This is a genomic window from Parapedobacter composti, assembly GCF_900112315.1.
GTDB classification, from domain to species: Bacteria; Bacteroidota; Bacteroidia; order Sphingobacteriales; family Sphingobacteriaceae; genus Parapedobacter; species Parapedobacter composti.
The window spans coordinates 1-24748 of the sequence record NZ_FOLL01000028.1 but is presented as its reverse complement, the minus strand read 5'-3'; the positions used below and the strand labels follow the sequence as shown (position 1 = coordinate 24748).

At 51.7% G+C, this 24748-nt stretch carries 19 protein-coding genes; 15 read left to right on the top strand and 4 right to left on the bottom strand.

The window, feature by feature from the left end:
• Positions 1–610 precede the first annotated feature (610 nt).
• From carA to BM030_RS18490, 7 genes are all read left to right on the top strand, one after another.
• Complete coding sequence (carA, locus tag BM030_RS18520; RefSeq protein WP_090975098.1) at positions 611–1729, top strand: glutamine-hydrolyzing carbamoyl-phosphate synthase small subunit; 1119 nt, start codon at positions 611–613, stop codon at positions 1727–1729.
• A 121-nt stretch (positions 1730–1850) separates the two neighbouring features.
• Entirely contained in the window at positions 1851–3143 is a 1293-nt protein-coding gene (gene eno / locus BM030_RS18515) for a phosphopyruvate hydratase (protein ID WP_090975097.1), read from the top strand.
• Positions 3144–3254: 111 nt separating this feature from the next.
• Complete coding sequence (locus tag BM030_RS18510) at positions 3255–4274, top strand: helix-turn-helix domain-containing protein (RefSeq protein WP_170845833.1); 1020 nt, start codon at positions 3255–3257, stop codon at positions 4272–4274.
• Between the two features lie 459 nt (positions 4275–4733).
• The gene (locus BM030_RS18505; RefSeq protein ID WP_170845832.1) at positions 4734–9722 is read left to right on the top strand and encodes an MBG domain-containing protein; all 4989 of its coding nucleotides are present in this window, start codon (positions 4734–4736) and stop codon (positions 9720–9722) included.
• 48 nt (positions 9723–9770) lie between these two features.
• Complete coding sequence (locus tag BM030_RS18500) at positions 9771–10670, top strand: PorP/SprF family type IX secretion system membrane protein (RefSeq protein WP_090975094.1); 900 nt, start codon at positions 9771–9773, stop codon at positions 10668–10670.
• Positions 10671–10747: 77 nt separating this feature from the next.
• On the top strand, positions 10748–11950 hold the full coding sequence (locus BM030_RS18495) for a GAF domain-containing sensor histidine kinase (RefSeq protein ID WP_090975093.1): 1203 nt from the start codon (positions 10748–10750) through the stop codon (positions 11948–11950).
• 47 nt (positions 11951–11997) lie between these two features.
• Complete coding sequence (locus BM030_RS18490) at positions 11998–12291, top strand: FtsB family cell division protein (protein WP_090975092.1); 294 nt, start codon at positions 11998–12000, stop codon at positions 12289–12291.
• A gap of 90 nt (positions 12292–12381) precedes the next feature.
• On the opposite strand, the gene BM030_RS18485 is transcribed toward BM030_RS18490, so the two are convergent.
• Complete coding sequence (locus BM030_RS18485; protein WP_090975091.1) at positions 12382–13278, bottom strand: DUF3078 domain-containing protein; 897 nt, start codon at positions 13276–13278, stop codon at positions 12382–12384.
• A gap of 111 nt (positions 13279–13389) precedes the next feature.
• Here BM030_RS18485 and rlmH point away from each other — a divergent pair, with 111 nt between their 5' ends.
• Complete coding sequence (rlmH, locus tag BM030_RS18480) at positions 13390–13863, top strand: 23S rRNA (pseudouridine(1915)-N(3))-methyltransferase RlmH (RefSeq protein WP_090975090.1); 474 nt, start codon at positions 13390–13392, stop codon at positions 13861–13863.
• Positions 13864–13932: 69 nt separating this feature from the next.
• Entirely contained in the window at positions 13933–14055 is a 123-nt protein-coding gene (locus tag BM030_RS20380) for a hypothetical protein (RefSeq protein ID WP_262987352.1), read from the top strand.
• 47 nt (positions 14056–14102) lie between these two features.
• On the opposite strand, the gene BM030_RS18475 is transcribed toward BM030_RS20380, so the two are convergent.
• Entirely contained in the window at positions 14103–14510 is a 408-nt protein-coding gene (locus BM030_RS18475; RefSeq protein WP_090975089.1) for a DUF5606 family protein, read from the bottom strand.
• Positions 14511–14516: 6 nt separating this feature from the next.
• Positions 14517–14954, bottom strand: coding sequence for a peptidylprolyl isomerase (locus tag BM030_RS18470; protein WP_090975088.1), 438 nt, complete (start codon positions 14952–14954; stop codon positions 14517–14519).
• A 144-nt stretch (positions 14955–15098) separates the two neighbouring features.
• Here BM030_RS18470 and radC point away from each other — a divergent pair, with 144 nt between their 5' ends.
• From radC to BM030_RS18440, 6 genes are all read left to right on the top strand, one after another.
• A complete protein-coding gene (gene radC, locus BM030_RS18465; RefSeq protein ID WP_090975087.1) occupies positions 15099–15794 on the top strand; it encodes a RadC family protein in 696 nt (231 codons plus the stop codon).
• A gap of 81 nt (positions 15795–15875) precedes the next feature.
• Positions 15876–18302: a phenylalanine--tRNA ligase subunit beta gene (gene pheT / locus BM030_RS18460; RefSeq protein ID WP_397236457.1), complete on the top strand. Its 2427-nt coding sequence runs from the start codon at positions 15876–15878 to the stop codon at positions 18300–18302.
• Positions 18303–18331: 29 nt separating this feature from the next.
• Positions 18332–18640 carry a hypothetical protein gene (locus BM030_RS18455; protein WP_090975086.1) on the top strand — a complete coding sequence of 103 codons (309 nt, stop codon included), beginning with the start codon at positions 18332–18334 and terminating at the stop codon, positions 18638–18640.
• A 37-nt stretch (positions 18641–18677) separates the two neighbouring features.
• On the top strand, positions 18678–18968 hold the full coding sequence (locus tag BM030_RS18450; RefSeq protein ID WP_090975085.1) for a cell division protein ZapA: 291 nt from the start codon (positions 18678–18680) through the stop codon (positions 18966–18968).
• A gap of 317 nt (positions 18969–19285) precedes the next feature.
• Positions 19286–20836 (top strand): ribonuclease Y, encoded by a 1551-nt coding sequence (gene rny, locus BM030_RS18445; protein ID WP_090975084.1) that lies wholly within the window; start codon positions 19286–19288, stop codon positions 20834–20836.
• Positions 20826–21374: a DUF962 domain-containing protein gene (locus BM030_RS18440; RefSeq protein WP_090975083.1), complete on the top strand. Its 549-nt coding sequence runs from the start codon at positions 20826–20828 to the stop codon at positions 21372–21374. Before rny ends, BM030_RS18440 begins: the two co-directional genes overlap by 11 nt.
• A gap of 42 nt (positions 21375–21416) precedes the next feature.
• Here BM030_RS18440 and BM030_RS18435 read toward each other — a convergent pair whose 3' ends face one another.
• Positions 21417–23927 (bottom strand): hypothetical protein, encoded by a 2511-nt coding sequence (locus BM030_RS18435; protein WP_090975082.1) that lies wholly within the window; start codon positions 23925–23927, stop codon positions 21417–21419.
• Between the last annotated feature and the right edge of the window lie 821 nt (positions 23928–24748).

The window sequence follows — 24748 nt, the reverse complement described above, 5'->3', positions numbered from 1 at the left end:
ACGCTACCGGTTAAAAGTCCAAAAAGGTTTATACCCGCTTCATAACTGCCTTGGAAATTAGCGTATGTACGCTTCTTATCCTGTCCATACCCCACTTTCACCACCCCTAAAAGTAGCAGAATAAATATGGCAAACAATCGCAAAAGGGGTAAGGGTGTGAATAGAAAAGAACGGTACATGTCAATACATAGGCGGTGGGTAAAACGATTTGAAGGGGCTTGTAGTGTTTAATTTTTTGTTATGTCAATGTTATGCCGCAAAGGTAGAAAGGGGAAAGTCCCTCGGGTCCGTTCATTTTGTTCAATCCGAGGTTTAAGTTGTAGCCGGTGACAACACGTTAGTGTATTCTTGTCACGGCGCGGCCTGTTCTGTCTCTTGGATATAGCTGAAAAAATCAAAAAAAATATAAGCAATAGGATAAAAATCCGTACCTTTGTCCCTCGTGAAGTTTAACGTACATTGTTTCAAGAAAACCTCTCCAAAGCCCGGTAACTTGCCCGGCGTGTTTTGGTATTTCCGAAGTGTTTTTGGCCCGTTGAGGGCTTTTTTTATGGATGTACGTTTGGGGTACGATATACAAAGTGCAAACAATTAATTACGATAATAACGAATGACTAATTACAGCAAGCTGCCGGCGATATTGTTATTGGAAGACGGCACAGTCTACCATGGCAAGGCTGCCGGGAAGATAGGCACCACCGCCGGAGAGATTTGTTTCAACACGGGTACCACGGGCTATCAGGAGATTTTTACGGATCCCTCTTATTATGGGCAGATTATGGTCACCACCAACGCTCATATCGGCAACTACGGCATTGCCTCAGAGGAGTCGGAATCCGGAAAAATCCAGATTGCTGGCTTGGTTTGCAAAAACTACAGCGTGAATTACAGCCGCAAGCTGGCTGACTCATCCATCCAGACCTACTTTGAAGACGGCAACCTGGTGGGTATTTCAGATATTGATACACGCTCGTTGGTGCGCCATATCCGCAACAAAGGGGCAATGAACGCCATCATTTCTTCCGAAACGCTGGATGTGGAGGAACTGAAAAAGCAATTGGCCAACGTGCCTTCAATGGCTGGCCTGGAGCTTTCGTCGAAAGTGACCACCGAAAATCCGTATTACTACGGCAATGAAGATGCCCCACTACGTGTGGCGGTGCTGGATTTGGGTATCAAGAAAAACATTCTCCGCAATTTCGACGCCCGAAAAGTATATGCCAAGGTGTTTCCGGCAAAGACCTCTTTTGCGGAAATGGAAGCATGGGGTGCTGACGGGTATTTTATCTCCAACGGACCGGGCGACCCGGCAGCCATGGATTATGCGATTCAGACGGTGCGGGAAATTCTGGAAGCCGACAAGCCGCTTTTCGGGATATGTTTGGGGCACCAACTGCTGGCATTGGCCAACGGCATCCGTACGCGGAAGATGTTTAACGGGCACCGCGGGATTAACCACCCGGTGAAGAACATCATTGCAAACCGCTGCGAAATCACTAGCCAGAACCATGGATTCGGTGTAGTAGCTGATGATATCAAGCAGTCGGACAAGGTGGAAATAACGCACGTGAATCTCAACGATGAATCCATTGAAGGTATCCGGGTGAACGGTAAAAAGGCGTTTTCGGTGCAGTACCACCCCGAGTCGTCTCCCGGGCCGCATGATTCGCGGTACCTGTTTGATGAGTTTGTCCGGCTGATGGAGCAGGATGAGCTGGTGGCAGGTTAAAAGTTAACTTGCATATCACGGCGATATTAGCTAAGTTTGGCAAGTACAGCAGGAGTGTGATTCGTACACTAAGTGTATGTGGTCAAATAGCGAACGTTAACCTTAAAATAGAAGAATATACATGAGTTTGATCATCGATGTACATGCGCGTCAGATACTGGATTCGCGCGGCAATCCTACCATAGAGGTGGATGTGACTACTGAAAACGGTTTTGTGGGCCGTGCGGCCGTTCCGTCGGGTGCTTCTACCGGAGTGCACGAGGCGGTGGAACTGCGGGATGGCGACAAGTCCAAATACCTGGGTAAGGGCGTGCTGAAGGCCGTGGAAAACGTGAACACCAAAATTGCCAATGCCTTGCAGGGTATCGATGTGTTTGAACAGAATGCGATAGACAAGGTGATGATTGAGCTGGACGGCACGGAAAATAAGGGTAATCTGGGGGCTAACGCCATCTTGGGTGTGTCGTTGGCGGTGGCTAAGGCCGCTGCGCAGGAAAGCCGGCAGCCGGTATACCGGTATATCGGCGGTGTCAACGCCAACACGCTGCCCATTCCCATGATGAATATCATCAACGGCGGTTCGCATTCCGATGCGCCGATCGCATTCCAGGAGTTCATGATCATGCCGGTCGGTGCACCTTCATTTTCAGAAGCGCTGCGCTGGGGCGCCGAGGTGTTTCATAATCTGAAAAAAATATTACATGACCGCGGGTTGTCTACCGCCGTGGGCGACGAGGGCGGGTTTGCTCCCGCGTTTGACGGAACGGAAGATGCTGTGGAAACCATTCTGAAAGCCATTGAAAAGGCGGGATACAAGCCGGGCGACGATATTTACCTGGCCCTGGATTGTGCTGCTTCCGAGTTTTACAAAGACGGTAAGTACGACTATACGAAATTTGAAGGCGATAAGGGCGCTGTGCGCAGCAGTGAAGAGCAGGCTGCTTACTTAGCCGAGCTCACTGCTAAATATCCCATTATCTCCATCGAAGACGGTATGGCAGAAGACGACTGGACCGGCTGGAAGCTGCTCACCGACAAGATCGGCGCAACCGTACAACTGGTGGGCGACGACCTGTTCGTGACCAACACGAAACGCCTGCAGCAAGGCATCGACACCGATACGGCAAACTCCATTCTGGTGAAAGTGAACCAGATTGGTTCGCTCACCGAGACCATCAACGCGGTGTCGCTGGCGCAAACCAATGGTTATACCTCGGTGATGAGCCACCGCAGCGGCGAGACGGAAGACTATACAATTGCTGACCTGGCCGTAGCACTGAACTGCGGACAGATAAAAACGGGATCGGCCTCGCGTTCCGACCGGATTGCCAAATACAACCAGTTGCTCCGTATTGAGGAAGAGTTGGGTAGCAATGCACGCTTTTTGGGTAAAAGTTTCAAATATGCCCGTTAAGCGCAGCTTACCGCAATCATGATACCGAAGGGGAGTGCAGGCAACTGGCTCCCTTTTTTTTGCGTTTCAGCCATATTGCATCAAAGCGGTTTATTCACTAAGTTTGCTACAGTGCAATCCGTGATCGAATATCCGCAGCAGTTTTTCCCCGTATCCGGTTTTCTGGAGAGGGTGGGCCACGATTTTACCGATGAACGGCACGACCGCGAGGCCTGCGTATTGGATATTGACAGCGGGTACGTCCGTAACTATTTGGTGTACCGTCTGTTGCGTAATGATATTGTGGTCTTTGACCAAGATATGGCCTACCGTGAGGCTGAGTATAGCGTGGTAGCGGCAAATCCGGAGGGGCGTTTTTACCTCCTTAAATATCTGTATGCTGCAAACCGTCCGTTAACGTGCTCTTTCAATGGTATCAAAACCATTATGCGGTGCGGTTTTCTGGGATATTGCAATAATTTCGGCAACCATGAGTTTGCCGCTCCAGCCGGTTTTGAAGGCCGTCTTCTCCATCTGCTGGTGGAGCACAGTTTCCTAAAAGACTACATCCGGCTGGAGAGTTTCCGTGGGTCGGGGCTGGAGGCCCTCCTCTTTGGGGAGTGCGGCGATATGCTTGCCGTGCCCGTAGCGCCGGGGCCCCTCCGCCGCAGGCTGGACAAAATCGTGACGCTGCTGCACCAGCCCGCAAGCCGGCCGTTTGACAAGCTGCGCATGCTTACGGCCGTGGCTGAAGTGCTGGAAGCGTTCTTTTCGCTGTACATGGCCGAAGAACGCTACCTTGCTGCCGGGGATGCCGGTGCAGTGGCACTTGCCGACAGCGTGGCCCAATACCTAAGGACCTGCGTTAATCAGCCGTTTCCCGGCCTTGCGTACCTGAGTGACCGCTTTGCCGTGTCGGCCTCCACGCTTAAGCGGCAGTTTAAGGCCAGATTCGGCATGGCCCCCCATCGGTATTTCCGGCAACAGCAGATGGAAGAGGCTGCACGCCTGCTTGCCGGAGGCACTGCCTCCGTAGCAGAGGTAGGTTACCGCCTCGGCTTTGACAGCCCCGGCAATTTCACCCGTGCCTTCAGGCAGGCCTTTGGTACCCCACCCCATGCCTACCAGCCGGATGCTGCCATGCCCAAATGATAGCTATAGTCCCTGTTGAGCTTATCTGATAGCTCATAATTGGTCTTATCTGATAAGGTAATTGGCAGGTAACCGCTTAGCTTTGTGCAGGAGGCAGTTTACTGTTTTTGTAAGCCGTCCCCGGCTTAAACGCTGAATTGACCATGATCCATAACAATGAGGGAATTTAACCTGAACGCCTGTTCCTTTTTGTGGTTGCAAACCTTGTTTTCGGCTTTACCGGACGGTTTAGCCGTCGCTGCGGGAAATCAGGTGCACGCCCATTGCCTGTGTTATGTCCATCAGCAAAGCAGCATACGCTGCTTAGCGAATTTCCTTGTCTTGTTGGAAGACAAGCAACCGCCGTATGTGTAAGGTATTTATTATAAGGTGTTTATTGAAAAATCAGAACCTAACGATATGCAACTTTTTACCCGACTTACAACCACCGTTTGCTGTTTTGCCGGATTGCTGTTTGCGATGCATACATCACTCCTTGCGCATTCGCCTGCAGTTAAATCCGGCGACCCGTACCACGGAACGGGGTATACCTATCTTGGAGATGCAGCGGATGTAGGGAATTTCCGCTATTCGGCCACCGATGCAACGGGCAGTGAAGGAGCGCCGGTTATCCAGCCGGACGACAATAACATCCTTTATGTTGACATCGGCAAGAAGGGCGTGGAAGGCCACACGGCCACGGGCAGCAGCTGGGCCAACGCCGTCCCGGAGCTACGGGACGCCTTAGAATTTGCCCAAAGCTGGAACGCAGAGGCAGACGGGCAGCTGAAAATCTGGGTGGCCGGAGGGAAATACAACCCTGCGTCCGATGAAACTGACCGGGAAGCCTCCTTCCGGCTGGTGAACGGTGTGGAGCTGTACGGCGGTTTTGCGGGTGATGAACCAGCGGACTACGACCTGTCGCTGCGTGATTTTGAAACGAACAGGACCATCCTGAGCGGTGATATAGACAACAATGATGCCCAGGAAATCATTACCGACCCGGCAACCCAGATCCAAGGCAACAACAGCTACCACGTGGTTTATGCAGACGGGGTCGACAGCACCGCCCTGCTGGACGGCTTTACCATCACCGGCGGGCAAGCCAATGGAGGCGGATATTACAGTTATGGCGGGGGGATGTACAACAACAATGGTTCTTCCCCTGAATTGAGGAACGTGTTTATCAGCGGGAACACGGCTTCTTGGGATGGCGGAGGGATGTTCAACTATAATAATTCTTCCCCTGTGCTGACCAACGCGACCATCAGCGGGAACACGGCTTCTAGTGGCGGGGGGATGTACAACGCTAATTCTTCTTCCCCTGTTTTGACGAACGTGACCATCAGCGGGAACACGGCTTCTTGGGGTGGCGGAGGAGGGATGTTCAACTATAATAATTCTTCCCCTGTGCTGACCAACGCGACCATCAGCGGGAACACGGCTTCTCAGGATGGCGGGGGGATGTATAATTTAAGTTCTTCCCCTGTGCTGACCAACGTGACCATAACGGGGAATAAAACAAGCGGAATAGTTGCGGGGATCTTCGTTAACGGAAGTTCAACCTTGCACTTGAACAACTCCATTGTATTTGACAATACCAAATCCGATGGTTCCGTGGACAATCTCTACGCTCCTGAAGGCAATGAAATGTATATCCAACGTTCCTTGTTGCAAGGGAATCCAACGGATTGGACGTGGGATACGGATTGGACGGGCACGGATGGCGGCGAGAATGTGGTTACAGCCGAAAATCCGTTTTCCGACCCGGCCAACGGCGACTACCGCCTGAAGGCGGGCAGCCCGGCTATCAATGCGGGCAGCAACCAGCTGTATAGCGATGCGGGGGGTGACTTGGCGAACGACACCGACCTGGCGGGCAATCCGCGGGTGTACAACTTTGCAGGCGGCGGCATCATCGACCTTGGCGCTTACGAATATCAAGACGAGCCCCCTATAGCCATCCAACCCGATGCCAACAACATCCTTTATGTTGACATCGGCAAGAAGGACGTGGCAGGCCACACGGCCACGGGCAGCAGTTGGGACAATGCCATCCCGGAGCTGGCCGATGCGCTGCAATGGGCAGGGGAGAACGGTGAAAGGTTCACTGCTGAAAACCCACTGCAAATCTGGGTGGCCAAAGGTGTTTACCAGCCGGAACCCGGGCGGGCATTTTCCATGGTGCAAAACGTACAGATTTATGGTGGTTTCTCGGGGACGGAAGACTCTGGCTTTGAACGTTCGCAGCGCGATTTTCAAACCAATGAGACCATTTTGGAAGGTAATGGAAACCGGGTCATCACCAATGAAAATAACGGGTTGACCGCAGCTTCCGTGCTGGACGGGTTTACGATCCGGGGAGGCCGTTCTACGGGCAATGGTGGCGGCATTTACAATAAGGATGTATCCCCGTTGTATACCAATCTGGTGATACGCAACAATAACGCAGATATTCATGGCGGCGGGCTGTATATTGATGGCGGACATCCTGTCCTGACCCGTTCGGTTATCGAAAATAACAACGCCGGTTTTCTGGGTGGAGGCGCGTATATCTCAACCCATGACCTTACTTTGATAAACGTGGAGATCCGCCGCAATACGGCGGGTACCTTTGGCGGAGGGCTGCATAATTTTGGCAAGAGACTGAAGCTCGTCAATGTTTCCATAACGGAAAATTCGTCAGGGAATACAGGAAGACCGAACGGCGGCGGCGGAATTTATAATGGCGGAGATCAATTTTTAGGCGTAAACCTGACCTTGGCAGGCAATACAAATGAAGGGAACCCCTCCGGGATACATTTGGAAGCGTTTGATGATATGACTTTCTCTGTTTGGAACAGCATTGTTGCGGATCCGGCAACCCAAGCAACCAACGGTACGCAGGTGTCTGGCGATGTGCAGCATTCCATCTGGCAGGGTAACTATTACGGAGAGGAGGGGGCGGCAACGGTTCCGGTAGAGATGGATCGGTTATTCAGAAACAGTGAACAGCACGACTACCAACTGCAGCCCAACAGCCCGGCGATCAATGCGGGCAGCAACCAGCTGTATAGCGATGCCGGAGGTGACTTGGAAAACGACACCGACGTTGCGGGCAATCCCCGAATCGTGGGGGGAACGGTTGACCTCGGTGCGTATGAGTCGGCCTTTGAAGATATCGTCTCACTGGCAGGCCTTCAGCCTATCGCTGTTTCCCACGGTACGGCCTGGGGGGATATTGAAGGATTGCCCGCCTCGGTAACGGCTACGCTGAGCGACGGCACCGAAGCGGCCGTTGCCCTTGCCGATACAGCACAATGGACGCTGGTCTCGGCGCCCACGGCGGCAGGAGATGGCTATAACGGCACAGTAGCGGGCGACTATGTGTTCAGTGCACCGCTGGCGCTGCCTGACCCTAACGGCGGCAATTGGTTCTCCAACAGCAAAGGGCTGGCCGCAGCGGTCACGGTGACCGTGGGCAAAGGCACGCCCGTGTGGTCGGTGACGCTGGGGGATGAGCCGATGGCCGAAGGAGATACCCTGCTGCGGACTTACGGGGATGTGCAGCTGCTGGAAGTGGACATTCAGCTATGGGACGGCGATTCGTCGCAGGATATTTCATTTACGGTGAACAATGGCGAAGGCCTGCTGGACATGACGCAGTTCCCGCAGGTGAGCGCTACCGGCGTGGGTGAAGTGCAGGTGGAAGTGACGTTTGGCGGTACGGACAATTTCGTGGCGGCAACCGCCACCTATGCCCTGCGCATACAGCCGCGTGCCATTACGGTGGAAGCCGAACCGGCGGAGAAGGTTTATGGGGATGATGACCCGGCGCTGAACGTGCGGCTCTCCGAAGGCAGCAACCCGCTGGCCTTTCAGGATGCCATCGGCGATGTGGTGGGCACGGTATCCCGGACAGCCGGAGAAGATGCGGGCAGCTATGCCATCCATATCGGCCGGGATGGCAGCAAATCCGGCCTGTACGATATTTCCTTTGATGAGGGGAACGAAGCGTTTACTATCCGCAAGGCCACGGCCGTGCTTTCGCTGGGCGGGCTTCAGCACGTATATGACGGCAGCGCGAAGCCGGCCACGGTAGCCACCGTTCCGGAAGGGCTGGGGGGCAGCGTGAGGGTGACCTATAACGGCTCTCCGGAGCCTCCCGTGCATGCGGGGGAATATGAGGTGGAGGCTGTGCTGGAGCATGCGAACTACGCGGCGGATGCGGTAACCGGCACATTGGTGATTGAGGAAGCGGACTTAACGGGCATTACGTTTGCGGACGGCCGGTTCACCTATGACGGCACGGCGCATTCCATTTACGTGAGCGGCGCACCGGAAGGTGCCTCGGTGAGCTACGAAGGCAACGGCCGTACGGATGCGGGTACTTATACGGTGACCGCCAGGGTATCCCTTGCAAACCATAAGGACCTGGTGCTGACGGCCGAACTGGTTATCGATAAGGCCACGGCCGTGCTTTCGCTGGGCGGGCTTCAGCACGTATATGACGGCAGCGCGAAGCCGGCCACGGTAGCCACCGTTCCGGAAGGGCTGGGGGGCAGCGTGAGGGTGACCTATAACGGCTCTCCGGAACCACCCATACATGCGGGGGAATATGAAGTGGTGGCTGCGCTGGAGCATGCGAACTACGTGGCGGATGCGGAAACCGGCACGCTGGTGATCAGCAGGGCCCGGCGGAGCATCATCTTCCCGGCGCTGCCGGAGAAGACCTACGGGGATACGGACTTTGCGCCCGGGGCTACGGCCAGCACGGGCGAGGCGGTAATCTACCGGAGCAGCGACCCCTCGGTGGCAGAGATCACCCCGGGCGGCCTTATCCGCATCGTCGGTGCGGGCACGGCCGAAATCACGGCCACGGTGGCGGAGCACCCGGACTACATGAACAGGCCGGAGATAAGGCGCACATTGACGGTGCATAAGGCGGCCCAGCGCATCACGCTTTCAGCGCCTTCCGAGGTGGGGCGCGATGCCGGTTCGGTTCCGGTAACGGCTACCTCCACGAGCGGTCTTTCGGTGAGCCTTTCGGTTGACGACCCGGAAGTTGCCACGCTGGAGGGGAACACGCTTCGCATCCACCGGCTGGGCACGGTACGCATCACGGGTACGCAGCCGGGCGACGGCAACCACGCGCCGGCCGAACCGGTTACGGTTACGGTGCGTGTGGTGGATCCGGCCTCGGACTTTCCGGTAAGGGTATCCAAAGCGGTTTCACCCAACGGTGACGGCATCAACGAGTACCTGATCATCGAGGCGGTTAAGGATCATCCGGAAAACAAGGTGACCATTTTCAACCGTAACGGCACGGTGGTTTACGAGGCCCGTGGCTACAACAACGGTACGGTGGCCTTCCGGGGCATCGGCACTGGGCGCAACCACGTACCCGCCGGCACGTACTTCTACGTGGCCGAGGTGAAGGTAAACGGGAAATGGGTGTATGACAAAGGATGGTTTGTCCTCCGGTATTAGTGCTGAAGGGGGATAGTGTGATGGGTAATGGATATAAAGTAAAGTAAAATGAAACGGAAAGGATTATTATTGACGGCTGTGGCGGCGCTGTTGGCCATATCGGCTCCGGGTCAGCAGGTGGTTACTCCCACGCAGTACGGTGGTATGGGCACGGCGCTGAACGCGGCGGCGAGCCTGCTGTCGCCCGAAGGGGCGGTTTCTGTGCTTGGTCGCCGGCAGTGGGTGGGCATGGAAGGGGCGCCTACGGTTTATTGGGGGAGCGGCCACGCGGGTTTGCGGGGGTTCGGGGCAACGGCCGGTGTTAACCTGCGCCACGAGACGCTGGCGGTGGAGAAGCTGACGGAAGCGAGCGCCTTTTTTGCCAAGTCTGTACGGATATCGTCAACGGAATACGTGGGTGTTTCGCTGAGTGCGGGTTTGAGCTACATGGACGGCCGTTTTTCGCAGCTGGACCCGCGGGATCCGGCCTTCCGCGAAGACGTCCGTGAAACGGACGCGCTGGTGGGCTTCGGGGTTATGCTTTACCGTCCGGATAAATACTACGTGGGTGTTTCGCTTCCGCGGCTGATGCTGGGGAACCTGGGTGTTACGGGTGATATCCGTTACAACTTCCGGAATGTATACCACCTGACTGCGGGTGCGGTGTTCGGTCTGGGCGGCGGTTTTCACTTCCGCCCGTCGGTGCTGGTGACCTACTCGGAGGCACTTCGCCCGCAGGGCGAAGCCACGGCGATGGTCTTTGCCGGGCAGGCGGTTGGGCTGGGCGTCAACGTGCGGAGCCACGGGAGCATGGCGGGGCTGGCTCAGGTGAACCTACGGCGTTTCGGCATCGGCTACAGCTACCAGTTCGGCACACGCAACGAGCCGTTGAACCGGACCATCAGCGACAACACGCATGAGGTAGGCCTCAGTTACCGCTTCGGCCGTGAACGGCTTGGGGTGCTGTAGGTTACCGGCTTCTGTGCTCATGCGGCACTTTTGCCGGCATTTTTGTATATTGCCCCCACCAAACAGCCGGTACATATATGAAATATGACGTAACAGCGGCTCCGGAACTGTCACATACGATCCGGAAGATGGATTCCATCCCGTCCATCAAACGCATATTGGAAGCCATCTGCGTGAGTACAGGCATGGGCATCGGCGCAGTAGCCCGGGTGGATCAGGAAAAATGGGAAGCCTGCAGCATCGTTGATAACCTGGGGCTGGGACTAAAGGCGGGATACAGGATTGAACCGGCCAATACCATATGCAGTGAACTCTGCAGTCTGCCAGAACCGGTAATCATTGCCGATGTCCGGAAGTGCGCAAACACGCGTTGGAAGGAAAAAATGAACGGGGGAGGTTTCAGGAGCTACGTGTCATTCCCTTTATATGATCAGCATGGCGACTTTTTCGGTACGCTATGTACCATTGATCCCAGTCCGGCCACGTTTGATGAAAAGCAGGTAATCCGTCTTTTCGGACTGTTTTCGGAGCTGATCACGTTTCACCTCGGAACGCTTGAGCGCGCAGAACGTGCTGAAAGCCAGCTCAGGGAGGAACGTAAGCAGGCCCGTAGGCGCGACAGGTTCATTGCCGTGCTGGGGCACGACCTCCGCAATCCGCTCAGCGCGATAAGTTCCGCTGCACAATTTTTACAGCGGCATGCCGAGGAGGGCAGGCAGAAACGGATGATTACTATCATTTACGACGCCTCCGTACGGATGAGACGGCTGGTAGACAATATCCTTGACTTTGCGCGGATGAATCTCGGCAGCGGAATAACCATAATTTCGCGCCCCAGCAACCTCTATGAAACCATTAAACAGGTGATAGCTGAATTCGCGGCTATATGGCCGGGCCGGCCTATCGATTTGGAAATAGGAGGCGGCGAACTTACCGTGCCTTGCGATGCCGACCGTATGGCTCAGGTGTTTTCAAACTTGATTACCAACGCTATGGAGCACGGCGACGCAGGCCGACCCATCAGTGTTGCGGCTTATGTAGACAACGGCTGCTTCGTATACTTGGTGAAAAACAACGGAAAACCGATTCCAAAACGCTGCCTGGACAACCTGTTCAAGCCGTTTGTGCGCGGTGCGGATTCGACCGAACAGAAAGGGCTCGGACTGGGTTTGTTTATCGTGCATCAGATTGTGCAGGCACATGGCGGCAGGATAACCGTCAACTCAGATGACAACGAGACCGTATTCCGCGTGCATCTGCCCCTTACCGGACGCGTCTGAAACATCACCGTTTGGATTTCCGGATATTTTTACGCTACTTTGTGGGTATGGGAAGACTGCTGTCCATTATCCGAAACAAATACATCATTGCCTCGACGGCATTCCTCGTATGGATGCTGTTTTTTGACCGGCACGATGTAGCTACACAATATGGTTACTATAGCCAGTTGAAAGGGCTGAAAGCGGAAAAGGCATTCTATACCGAAGAGATTGAACGGGTAACCAAAGCTATCCATGATCTGAATAACGACCCTAAGGAACTGCAGCGGGTGGCGCGCGAACGCTACAAGATGAAGAAAGAAAACGAAGATGTATTTGTAATCATCGAACGGCAGGAGTGAATTGCCTGCCGTTATCTAACGCCATATTAAGAAGTAAGCCGTAACAACATTACGGCTTACTTTTTTTTATAGCAGTGGGGATGTTTCTGCTTAGAATTTATAGGTGATACCGGCGCCGATGACCTGCCTTACCTGCAGGGTAGGCCGCGCAGAGCCGGGAATGGTCGAACCATCGGCCGCTTGGCGAGGGATAAGCGTATTGTCATCGTATATCAATTGCACACCGCCATTGACCGTGATATAGTCATTTACTTTCATGAAAAGGTTCAGGGTGTAGTCTATATCCACATTCTGGGGATCTTCAAGGTAGTTCGAATAGAGCTTGAGGATGTTCTCCACACTGATATTTTCCATCAGTTCTGCCTTGTAATACGCGTCAAATGAAGCGCCAAACTCAAAGCGTGATGTGGCACCCGGGTCGACGCCGAATGCCCCGGCGGCCGACAGTTCGTCATTGGTTACGAAAATGAAACGCGCCGCGGCAGGTGACAGGTTGAAGCGGAAGTTGTCGGATTGCTTATAGGCGAAACCGGGGCCGAAGCTCAGGTAGGCCGGTGCAAACGCAGCGGAAATGAGCGTGCGGTTATTGTCCCCGTCATACTGGAAACCGTCGGCGAACTGCGTGTTGAAATTCATGAAAAACGTATAGAGCCACCGCTCCGTCGCTTGATAGCCCAACAGGCTATTAGCAATGAACCTGTCGTCATTCTTACGCCACCCGATGGCCTTTTGTTTGGTAAGCCCGTATGCGGCGATGACTTTATTATCCCAGTTCCAACGGTTTTTCTTGTAGTTGAAATCATAATTGAAAACCAGGTTGGTGGCAAATGAATTAATGCCGCCGGCGGCCCAGTTGGAAAAAGAACTTTGGTTAAGCAATAAGGTGTTTTCACCGGAAATGCGCCATCCTTCTTCGGGGGTGTCTTGGGCATTGGTATGCAAAGAAAAGAGCAATACGGAGCCAATCAGGAAAAATGATTTCTTCATAATGAGTTAAGTTTTATGATACAGGGTTAAAAATTGCTTTGGAAAAACAAAACCGGTGCCAAAATTGTTATGCGCATTTCATAATATGCATTTTTTCTGTTCATTTGCAACATGCGGATTACTTTGTTATGCATAGGCAAGACAGACGACAGCCACCTGGCGGCGATGATTGAGAAGTTCGAGCGCAGGCTTAAGCATTATGTGCCGTTCAGCACCGTGCTGATCCCGGATGTCAAAAACAGTAAAAACCTTCGATCGGATCAGCAAAAGGCCAAAGAAGCGGAGCTGATTGTCAGACACATTTCGCCGGGGGATCATGTGGTCCTGCTCGATGAACGCGGCAAAACATACCGTTCATTGGAGTTTGCCGATTACCTGAACGGGTTGATGGTGCGCAGCGTGCAACACCTGGTATTTGTAGTTGGTGGGCCGTACGGATTTGATGAGGCCGTCTATCAGCGGGGGAACGGGATGATAGCATTGTCTAAGATGACCTTTTCCCACCAGATGGTCCGCGTGTTCTTTGTTGAACAATTGTACCGAGCGTTTACCATCATGAGGGGCGAACCCTATCACCATGAGTAGACGGTGTATGGAAAACGGCGGCGGTTAGCATCCAAACAATAAAAGGAATGAACTGTTAAATCTAATATCATGAGAATACCCAAAAGAGAATATCATTACAAGGGCGCAGATACGTCTAAGGAAAGCAAGCTGTTCTGGATTATGATGGTGATCGGCCTGGCGATAGTGGCCGCAATCTTATGGCTGTTTTAACGAAGAAGTACATAGCCACACCATGCATGATGTGGCTATGTAGTATATTATTCGCCGTTGGTATCCGGGGTAGCGTCTTCGTCAAAAAGGGGTAACGCTTTAATGATATGGTACCAGCTGACGATTTTTTTTATGTCGGAAGTGTAAACCCGATCTTCATCGTGGCCGGGGGCTACTTCCCTGAAGAAATTCCGTAAGGTTGGGCCGTCCGATTTCGGCTCGGGGGCGTCGCCTTTCTCCTTTATACGTTCAAGGATGTCGATAAGTCTGAGCTCCTCGTCATCGCCGTAAATAGTGATGTCTTCTAAGGTGGCAAGTTTCGTGGTCGCTAAATTTACGACCGATTTGGTTTTTTGCTCATCCAGGCTTTCCAGGATAAAGCCGCCTTTGTTCTGTCCGATTAATCTGAACAGCCCGGGTTTGCCGGTGACCGCTACAAGTGCTTTTAGGTTCATGGTCTGTTATTCCGCTATAATGTCTATGCCCAAAATTCTGTCGCCTTGCCGGATGTCGTCAATCACGTCAACGTTTTCCACTACCCTGCCGAAACAGGTATGATGCCCGTCAAGATGGGCGGTGTTCGTGCGGTTATGGCAGATGAAAAACTGGGAACCGCCGGTGTCCCGTCCGCGGTGGGCCATGGAGAGCACGCCGCGGTCGTGGTATTGATTGCCGCCGTTCAGCTCGCATGGGATGGAATATCCCGGGCCGCCGGCTCCCGTACCCGTGGGATCTCCGCCTTGGATGACAAAATCCGGTATAACCCGGTGAAACGTCACCCCGTCATAAAAACCTGATTCGGCCAGTTTGAGGAAGTTGGCCACGGTGCCCGGAGCGTCCTCATTATAAAATTGTACCGTCAAATCGCCTTTGTCAGTCTTGATAATTGCTTTGCTCATATTGTCAGAATTGGACTGCAAAGATAACACTTCATACCGAAGTGAGAAACGATGAGTTTTAACTAAAAAAATTAGTAAAAAATTTGAAAATACTATCGGAAATAACGTACCTTTGAATGTCAATGAAACAAGTTACCAAAGCCAATGGACAATTTAGCAAGGGTACCGATAACGGGATGGGCAGAAGCTGACCGTCCCCGGGAAAAACTACTGGAACAAGGCCGGCGGGTGCTTACCGATGCGGAACTGCTGGCCATTTTAATCGGCAGCGGGTCACGGAGCGAGTCGGCCGTGGAATTATGCAGGCGCATCTTGCTTGACCGGGGTAACAGTTTGCATGCGCTGTCCCGCCTATCCGTGTCAGAACTATGCCGCTATAAAGGGATTGGCCCTGCTAAGGCCGTCAGCATTGTCGCCGCCATGGAACTGGGCAGGCGCAGAGACGCGCAGCGTACAGAGTCGCGGCCAGTGCTTAACGGCAGCAAAAAGGTATACGACTATCTCGGACATGTCTATAAGGATCTTCCTTATGAGGAATTTTGGGTATTGTTTTTGGCTCCGGGCTGTAAGCTCATCACCAAGGAGCTTATCGGTAAGGGAGGTAACGATTTTACGCCCGTAGATGTCAAGCACGTGATACGCGTTGCCCTGGAATGCCATGCCAGCAATGTGGTGCTGACGCACAACCATCCGTCGGGGTCATTGAAGCCCAGCACGATGGATATCAATTTGACCAAAAAATTCGTCAAAGCTGCCGAGTTGCTTGATTTTTCGATTGCTGACCATGTGATATTTACCAACAAAGGTTACTACAGCTTTAGAGACGAGGGGTTGTTGTAACCGTGCGCTGTAAGCGGTTCGCTATCGGCGCAAAGTGCCCAGCCGTGTTCTGCATTGTTTGAGATCCAAGAAAAAAAATTCATCTTTGCAGAAATTCCGGAATGGGGCATGACGATATCATATAATTGGCTTAGCGATTTCTTACAGACAGATAAAACCCCGGAGGAGCTTTCGGGCATCCTTACGGACATCGGCCTTGAAGTGGAGGCGGTTGAAACCGTGCAGCGTATCCCAGGGGGGCTTGAAGGGTTGGTAATTGGCGAAGTAAAGACCTGTTCGCAGCACCCGAATGCTGACCGGCTAAGGGTGACTACTGTGGATGTGGGGCAGGGCGAACCGCTCCATATCGTATGCGGTGCACCCAATGTGGCCGCCGGCCAACGGGTGGTTGTCGCTACCGTAGGTACCACGGTATACCCGCTGGGCGGGGAACCATTTAAAATCAACAAATCGAAAATCCGTGGGGAAGTGTCTGAAGGCATGATCTGTGCTGAGGACGAAATAGGGTTGGGGCAATCGCATGAGGGCATCATGGTGCTGCCCGACGATGCTCCGGTGGGCGTAATGGCTAAGGATTTTTTTCAGCTAAACGACGATTACGTGTTTGAAATCGGCCTGACACCTAACCGCGCGGACGCAGCGTCGCATTTGGGCGTTGCACGTGACGTTGCAGCCTTCTTGCGCTGCGGATACCGGTTGCCGGACGTTTCGGCTTTCAAGGAGGGCCCCGGGGCGGCGGTGCCGGTTGCGGTGGAAACTACTGACGCATGCCCGCGTTACAGTTCACTGAGCATCACCGGTGTACAGGTGGGCGATTCGCCCGACTGGCTTAAGGAGCGGCTGAACGCCATCGGCGTGCGGCCGATAAACAATGTGGTGGACGTGACGAATTATGTGCTGCACGAGCTTGGCCAGCCACTGCATGCTTTTGACGCCGACGTGCTTTCGGGAGGCCGCATCGTGGTACGCAAGGCGAAGGAAGGGGAGCCATTTACCACGTTGGATGGCGTGGAGCGTAGACTCCATCCTGAGGATCTGATGATTTGCGACGCCGAGAAGCCCCTGTGTATTGCCGGGGTGTTCGGTGGGATTGCATCCGGGGTAACCGAAGGAACGACTAATGTGTTTCTGGAAAGCGCCTATTTCCAGGCAGTGTCCGTTAGAAAGACCGCCAAAAGACATGGGTTGAAGACCGATGCCTCATTCCGTTTCGAACGGGGTACCGATCCGGATATGACCGTGCTGGCGTTAAAACGGGCCGCATTACTGATTACTCAAGTGGCCGGGGGCCATATATCGACGGTGATATCCGATTATTATCCCAAACCCATTGAACCGTTTACCATAGACGTCAGGTATGAACGTGTGCAACGGATCATCGGAAAAACAATCCCCGAAGCCGAAATCAATGCCATTATCAGGGCGCTGGGTATTAATATACGCAGGCAGGAGGCCGGCACGCTGACGGTGGAGGTACCACCCTATAAGGTAGATGTAACCCGCGAGGTGGATATTATTGAAGAAGTGCTGCGGATATACGGATACAACAATATCGAAATCCAACGGCAGATCAAAGCATCGCTCAACACGTCGCCGAAGCCAGACAAGGAAGTGGTACAGAACCAGGTGGCCGACTTACTGATTGGCAACGGATTCCGCGAGATGCTGTCTAATTCGTTGACCAAGATGGATTACATGGATGAGCCCGGGCTGGCCGTAAAAGTCCTGAATCCGTTGAGTACCGATTTGGATACGATGCGCCAGAACTTGTTGTTTTCCGCGCTGGAAGCCATAGCGTATAACCAGCGGCGGAAACAGGCAGACCTAAAGTTTTTCGAGTTTGGCAGCACGTATTACCTAAACGATACAGGTTATCGCGAAACACCGAGGTTATCCTTGGCGATGGTAGGCAAGTTGTTGCCTGAGCAATGGAACCATCCTGCCAAACCGGTGTCGTTTTACCACATCAAGGCTGCGGTGGAAGGTGTTCTCCGGCGGCTGAATATTACGGATCTGCAAATCAGTGATGCCCCCGGAACCCACTACCAGTATGGATTGCAGTATGAGCGTGCCGGAAAAGTATTGGTGGCCTTCGGCTCGGTAAAACCGGACCACCTGCGCCGGGTGGATGCGGACGGCGAAGTGTTTTTTGCCGATTTCGACTGGGAGCTGGTGCTTAGGGCGATCCGCAAACATAAAATCACTTTCAGTGAAGTGGCGAAGTTCCCTGCTGTGCGCCGGGATCTTTCATTGCTGGTGGACGACAGGGTAAGCTTTGGAAAACTGAAGGCCATTGCCGAAAAAACGGAACGCAAGCTGCTCAAAAGCATCAATGTATTTGACGTATACCGGGGTGATAAACTGCCGGCGGGCAAGAAGTCATACGCGCTTCATTTCGTGCTCCAGGACGAAGAGAAGACGTTGAACGATAAACAAATTGATGCCATTGTTAAAAAATTAATTTATAATTTTGAAAAAGAAACAGGAGCAGTGGTGAGGAGTTCATAATTGTTAAGCAGCGAATCAGCAAAGTCAATATGGCATCGGTAGCAGACCAATTAGGAAGGGTGGTTGAGAATACGCGTAAATTACTGGATTTATGCGTATCTTTGCAGGAGGAAAACGATATGCTGAAGCTGGAGCTGCAGTCGCTGCAGGTAGCTCTGGAAACGAGCGTGGACAAGAATAAGCAGTTGGAGGAAAAGCTCAAGGCGCTGGCAGTGGCGCGTTCGCTCGAAGAAGTGGAAGCGGATAACGCAGGGATAAATGAAAAAATACTTGACACAAAGCAAAAAATTAACGATTTTGTGCGGGAAATAGATAAGTGTATTGAATTGCTCAGGTAATGGGCGGGTGAGTGGCGTATAGTGAATTAGCTCAAACATGGGAGAAATTTCCATAAAAATAAACATCGCAGACCGGATTTACCCCTTGCGGGTGGATATGGAGGAAGAAGAGGTAATCCGGCGGGCAGCAAAGTCAATAAACGATAGGATTAAGGAATTTCAGGAAAATTATGCAGTAAGGGATAAACAGGATTTACTGTCGATGTGCGTGCTTCATTACGCAACGGGGATGCTAAAAGCAGAACGCCGGTCAAATGCCGATGAAGTGGGGATAGTAAAGGCCGTGAATGACCTGGATAGCATGTTAACCGAATTCTTTAATAAATAGACGTTCTTATTCAAATAGAGCTTAAGACAACGGATTTACCGCAATTAAATTCGGGTTTCACTATTTTAAACTTAACGCTTCAATATCACAAGCGTAAATGAGATGTAGGCCATTTTGCTAGCGCCATCTGGTCAGGATCAATACGCTAAGCCTGTGTAAGGAAGTTTATAATACATGAAGCCTGATTAATTTAATTGCGGTTTTTTTTTGTGCGGAAGTGAAGGGTGTGAAGTGGTAAACAGTTTGGTGATTCAGGAAACAGTACGGTTAAAAGCAAATAAGCAACAGGATATAGAAGGACTACAAATTAACAACAAATGGAGATTATATACATCGTTATAGCGTTTGCAGTGGGGGTGGTTATCGGCCGCTTTGCATTGCGCTTTTTGTTCAAAAAGCAGGAGATGGCAGCACAAAGTAAGGTGAAAAAAATCCTTAAAGAGGCCGAACAGGCCGGCGAGCATCTCAAAAAACAACGGCTGTTAGAGGCCAAAGAGAAGTTTCTGCAACTCAAGGCAGAACACGAAAAAGAAACCAACCAGAAAAACAATGCGCTGAACCAGCGCGAGAACGGCATAAGACAGAAGGAGCAATCACTTAACCAGAAGCTCGAAAACCTGAACCGCGAGAAGCAAGAACTGGAAAACACACGCAAAAACCTGGAGCGGCTAACCGAGATCAATACGAAAAAGCAAGAGGAAGTGGAACAGCTCAAGGCGCAGCATATCAAACAACTGGAAACCATTGCGGGGCTGTCTGCGGAGGAAGCCAAACATCAGCTGATTGAAAACCTCAAAGAAGAAGCCCGAGCCAAAGCGGTTATACAGATTAAGGATATTGTGGATGAAGCCAAACTTACCGCCACAAAGGAGGCCAAGAAGGTTGTGATCCAGACCATACAACGTACGGCCACGGAAAGCGCTATTGAAAACACGGTTTCTATCTTTAATATCGAAAATGACGAAATCAAAGGGCGGATCATCGGTCGAGAAGGTCGGAATATCCGTGCACTGGAAGCCGCTACCGGCGTGGAAATCATTGTGGACGATACACCGGAGGCGATTATCCTTTCGGGGTTTGATCCGGTACGGCGGGAGATAGCCCGGCTGGCGTTGCACCGTTTGGTGACGGACGGCCGTATACATCCGGCGCGTATTGAAGAGGTGGTGGCCAAAACCAGGAACCAGATTGAAGATGAGATTGTGGAAATCGGCGAACGTACGGTAATCGATTTGGGCATACACGGGCTGCACCCCGAGCTTATCCGTATGGTGGGCCGCATGCGTTACCGGTCGTCTTATGGTCAGAACCTGCTGCAGCACTCCCGCGAAGTGGCCAATTTCAGTGCGACGATGGCCGCCGAGCTGGGGCTAAATGTGAAACATGCGAAACGCGCCGGACTGCTGCATGACATCGGGAAGGTGCCCGATGATAACCCTGAGCTGCCGCACGCCATTTTAGGGATGCAACTGGCGGAGAAATACAAAGAACACCCTGACGTGTGCAATGCGATCGGCGCCCACCACGACGAGGTTGAGATGACTTCACTCATTTCGCCCATCGTGCAGGCTTGCGATGCCATTTCAGGCGCACGGCCCGGAGCACGCAGGGAGGTGGTTGAAAACTACATCAAGCGGCTCAAGGAACTGGAAGAATTGGCGCTGTCCTATCCCGGCGTTGAGAAGACGTTTGCTATACAAGCGGGGCGCGAGCTGCGGGTGGTTGTGCAGAGCGAGCGTGTTTCCGATGCGCAGGCGGAGCTGCTGGCGGCTGACATATCCACGCGGATACAGACCGAAATGACCTATCCTGGCCAGATCAAGGTAACGGTAATCCGGGAAACCAGGTCAGTGTCTTATGCAAAGTAACCGTAAGTCCATCAAACATAAACGCCAGAAACCGGAGCCGGCGCCCAAAAGGGCCGTGGACATCCACTTTGAAGAACTGAATAAGCAATCGCGGCATCCGGCAAACCGGGCAATACAATATGTTGCCATTCCCGTATTTGCTTTTGCGCTACTGGGGCTGGTATGGATGGTTCCTTTTCCGGAAATCGGCTTCCTGAAGCGGCACGGGTATGACATTTTCCTCAATTGGGGTTCGTTCTTCATTGCCGGAATGATCTATTATTACCTCAGGCTGGCGCCCACACTTTCCTATGCCATCTTGGTTACGATTGGTTTTTTCAGTTTTTTTATCGTGCAATTGGAGTATTGGGAACAACGCGGAGGTCCGGCCGTGTGGGGGATATGCCTTGCATTGCTATCCTTGTCCTTAGCCGGGTTATGGGCCGGCAAACGAATGGAGCGAACTCCCGTCACCCTCAGGGGCTTTATGCGGTTATTGGTGCTCGGCCCCATCTGGCTGTGGCATTTCGTTTTCAAGAAGTTGCACATCCCGTATTGAGCGGGATGTGCCGTTTGTGCCTCCGGGCATAGGGGAGGAGGTTCATCCATATTTTTTTGATAAGACGGCCAAGCCCATCGTATAACCGAAAGCCGCATACTGGAATTTAAGGTTGTTGATATATAGCAGCTGTTCGTCTTTGGGAATGTCTTCCAAAATCAATATCCTGCAATACGTTTCCAACAGCTTGAACCCATAGGCCTCACATATGGAAATAGCCCGTTGCCCTAAGATTTTGTAGTCGTCGTTGCCCTGTAGCTTGCCAGACTGGATATGGAAGATAATATGGAGCAAGCGGTAGGTAATGTGGTTCAGCGAACTCGGCGAACCTTGGGCTACATAGGCGATGGCCGCCTCGCGGTCCCCGCATTCAAGCAGGTAGAAGGCGTAAATCAACGTGGTGAAGTCCAGTTCAAACGTATTTGCCGGGTTAATTTTACCCAATTTCTGGTAGATGAAATCCCGGTAGCGGTAGGCAACGTCCGTGTTATCGGAAACCTTTACCCAGAGATAGACCACTAAGTCAAACAACTGGGCAGCGCCCATGAACGCCGTTTGCGGGACACGCAGCGGAAGCCTGTGCAATTCCTGGATGAATTGCTCCATCGTCCCTCCTTTAAAATATTGGTAAAGGTCTGAAAGTGCCTTGAATGGATTGATGGCAAAGTTGGCATAGGCTTCCTTTGGAATGGTTGAGAGTTTTTCGAGTTGGTGCACCAGCGCATCCTCGTCCCATTTCAATAATGCAATGACGGCGAGCTTGCTGCGCAGGGCGATTTCATGGGGTTCCGACAGGGTAAAGGACAGCAATTTCATCACATTAGGCTCATACTCGGCTTGCAAACACGTGTATCGCAGCATATAGTCAACAAAAGGACTGTTGTGCAAGCCGCGGTCCAACGCATTGCGGATATCCGGTCCGGCGGTTTTTCCGATTTTATCAAGGCCATCACAGATGAAAGCAATAACCTCAAACTGGTTGTCTTTGATAAACGGAATGCTCCCTATCCGGTCGATGAATCTCAAGTCGCCAGCCTCGATATAAAACAGTAGTAACCATTTCAGCTGGTCGGTTTTCGTTTTTCTGCTCCAATCAGACTGGTCCAGTATCCCAATCAGCCGTTCGGGGTCATGCTGCCCGTTAAATAAATTGAGGGCCATGAAATAGGCAGCTATTTCGGCCGACTGAAATTGGATGGTGATCTGTTGCCTGATTTCGCAGCCGCTGTTAACCTCATGGAGTACACCGGTATGCAACAGGTCATTATAAGCCGTACGGTATTGTTTGATAGCGATATATGCCTGCTTTTTGTTGATTTGTAATATATCGCCGTGTTCATCAACCAGCGCTGCAAGCTCTTCCATCAGCGCTTGTTTATGCAAGGTGTTGATGCCGTTAAAGACTTTCTTTTTCAGGAACCGCGTGATAATAAGGTATTCGTCGAAATGGCTGATATTGTCCAAATCCAATGTTTCGCCATTCAATTCGTAGTGATACTGGAAAAACAACGGTGTCCGGATAAGCGCATGCTTGTTCACGCTGAGCGGATTCAGCGGTTTGGCATTTCCGTCGGTCAGCAGGAGCAACTCCTGCAATTCCGTATTTGAAAACGCCGGCATGTTGGCCCATTCGTTGCCCGACGGTCCGCTTAACACCGAAAACCACTGTGGATTGATGACGGTGTCTTTGAACAAGCTTTCATGCTTGAATAGGGTGGAGGTGCGCAATACAAGTATGATGCGGAACCATCGATATTGTGCAAAGTGGCGGGCCATATCAATGAACTGCGTAATGACAGCGTGGAATTGCCTGTCGGCTACCAGATCACTTTGCAATTCGTCTACGATGAGGTAAAAGTTGCCGGGAGCTGAATCCCGATGTTCCTCGATGAACTGATCCAGCAGTTCGCCGGTGTCCAGTCCGAGCATGTGGGCAAGCCAACGGTTGCTATGGTAACCGAAAGCTGAACTCTGCAGCAGCGATAAGCTGTTGGTAAATAAGTAGATGTCTTGGTTTTCAGCTGCATGGCCTTGGCTGATCTGGTTTTCCACCCATCGTGATACCGCGATGGTTTTTCCGTTTCCGGGCGCACCGCTCAGTATCCCTATGGTAGCATCACTGCGGTGGAACCGGTCGATAAAAGTATACATGCGTTCCCGGTTAATCGTCATGTGATAGGGGATGCCGCATTTATATTTGTTACTTTGAATATTGAACAGGCTGATTTTCGTGGCGTGAGCGGCCACCTCGCTCCATGATTTTTGCTGGGACGCCTGCAGCTTGTTCTGCTCCATACAGGTATAAAAGTAGTCCCAACCATCAAAGCCACAGTATTCGGCCAATGCATTCAGGGTGTATATAGAAGGTTGATGTATAGAAGAAGCGAAGCCGAAGACACGCTTCAGGGTGGTTTCGCTGATACTTTTATTGGTTGCGGCTTTAATCTCTAAGGCCAACCGATAACAATCGGCGGGTACAATCTGCGTAATCTGAGATTGATTTAGGACAAGCATTTTCAGCTTATCGAAATAAGCTTGAAGGTATGTCTTCATGAGGAACAGTAGATGTTTAACAATAACCTAATCCATTTAAGATTCTAAATAATGTCTGACCCGTATATTTTCTTACATCATTACTATCAGTTAAGAGAAGGACTGTATGCGCTCATGGTATTTGGTTTTGGTGTTCCAATATTCGGCTATTTGGTCGTTAACGTTGACTAAATATCGCTTATTTCTTCCTTATATACGCATTGTTTCATGAATAAATTGAACGCAGCCGGGCTTTCTGATTCAATGGGCCGGTATCGTTATACGCAATGTGTTTTTGTTTTGCGGTCGATCAAACTTGCCGTTCGTGTTCAAATTGGCCTTTATTAGGCTGCTTTCCGGCAAACTTAGGCATAATTCACGGTGAATGTATGGAAAAAAATGAAATATGAATGAAATGAACGGAATGAAATAAGATGAATGCAGTGAACAACGGTTTGCAGAAGTGCTCAGGTTATCTTTGTCGTAAGGTAGTTAGGAGCGTTCCGTTAAATCATCTGCTACAGTTAACGGATGCAATAACTATACCGTTTTGGCGATGGCGCTGCGATGCAGATTGTCCGATGACCCAAAAAAGCAAGTGCCTTTGAAAGCAAACAGTATTAAAACAAGCATAAGAGCTATATTATTATAAATCCCATATTTATGGAAGCATCATCTACTCATCCAAAAAGTTCTTTCCTCCAAATTTTTGTTTCATTATTGGTCCTATTGTGTGGCATGGCTGGTGTGGGGTATGGACAGGATAAGAAGCGTACATACGCTAATTTCCAAGGCAGTTATGAAGCGGGTATAAACCTTTTTGGACTTTTAACCGGTAGCGT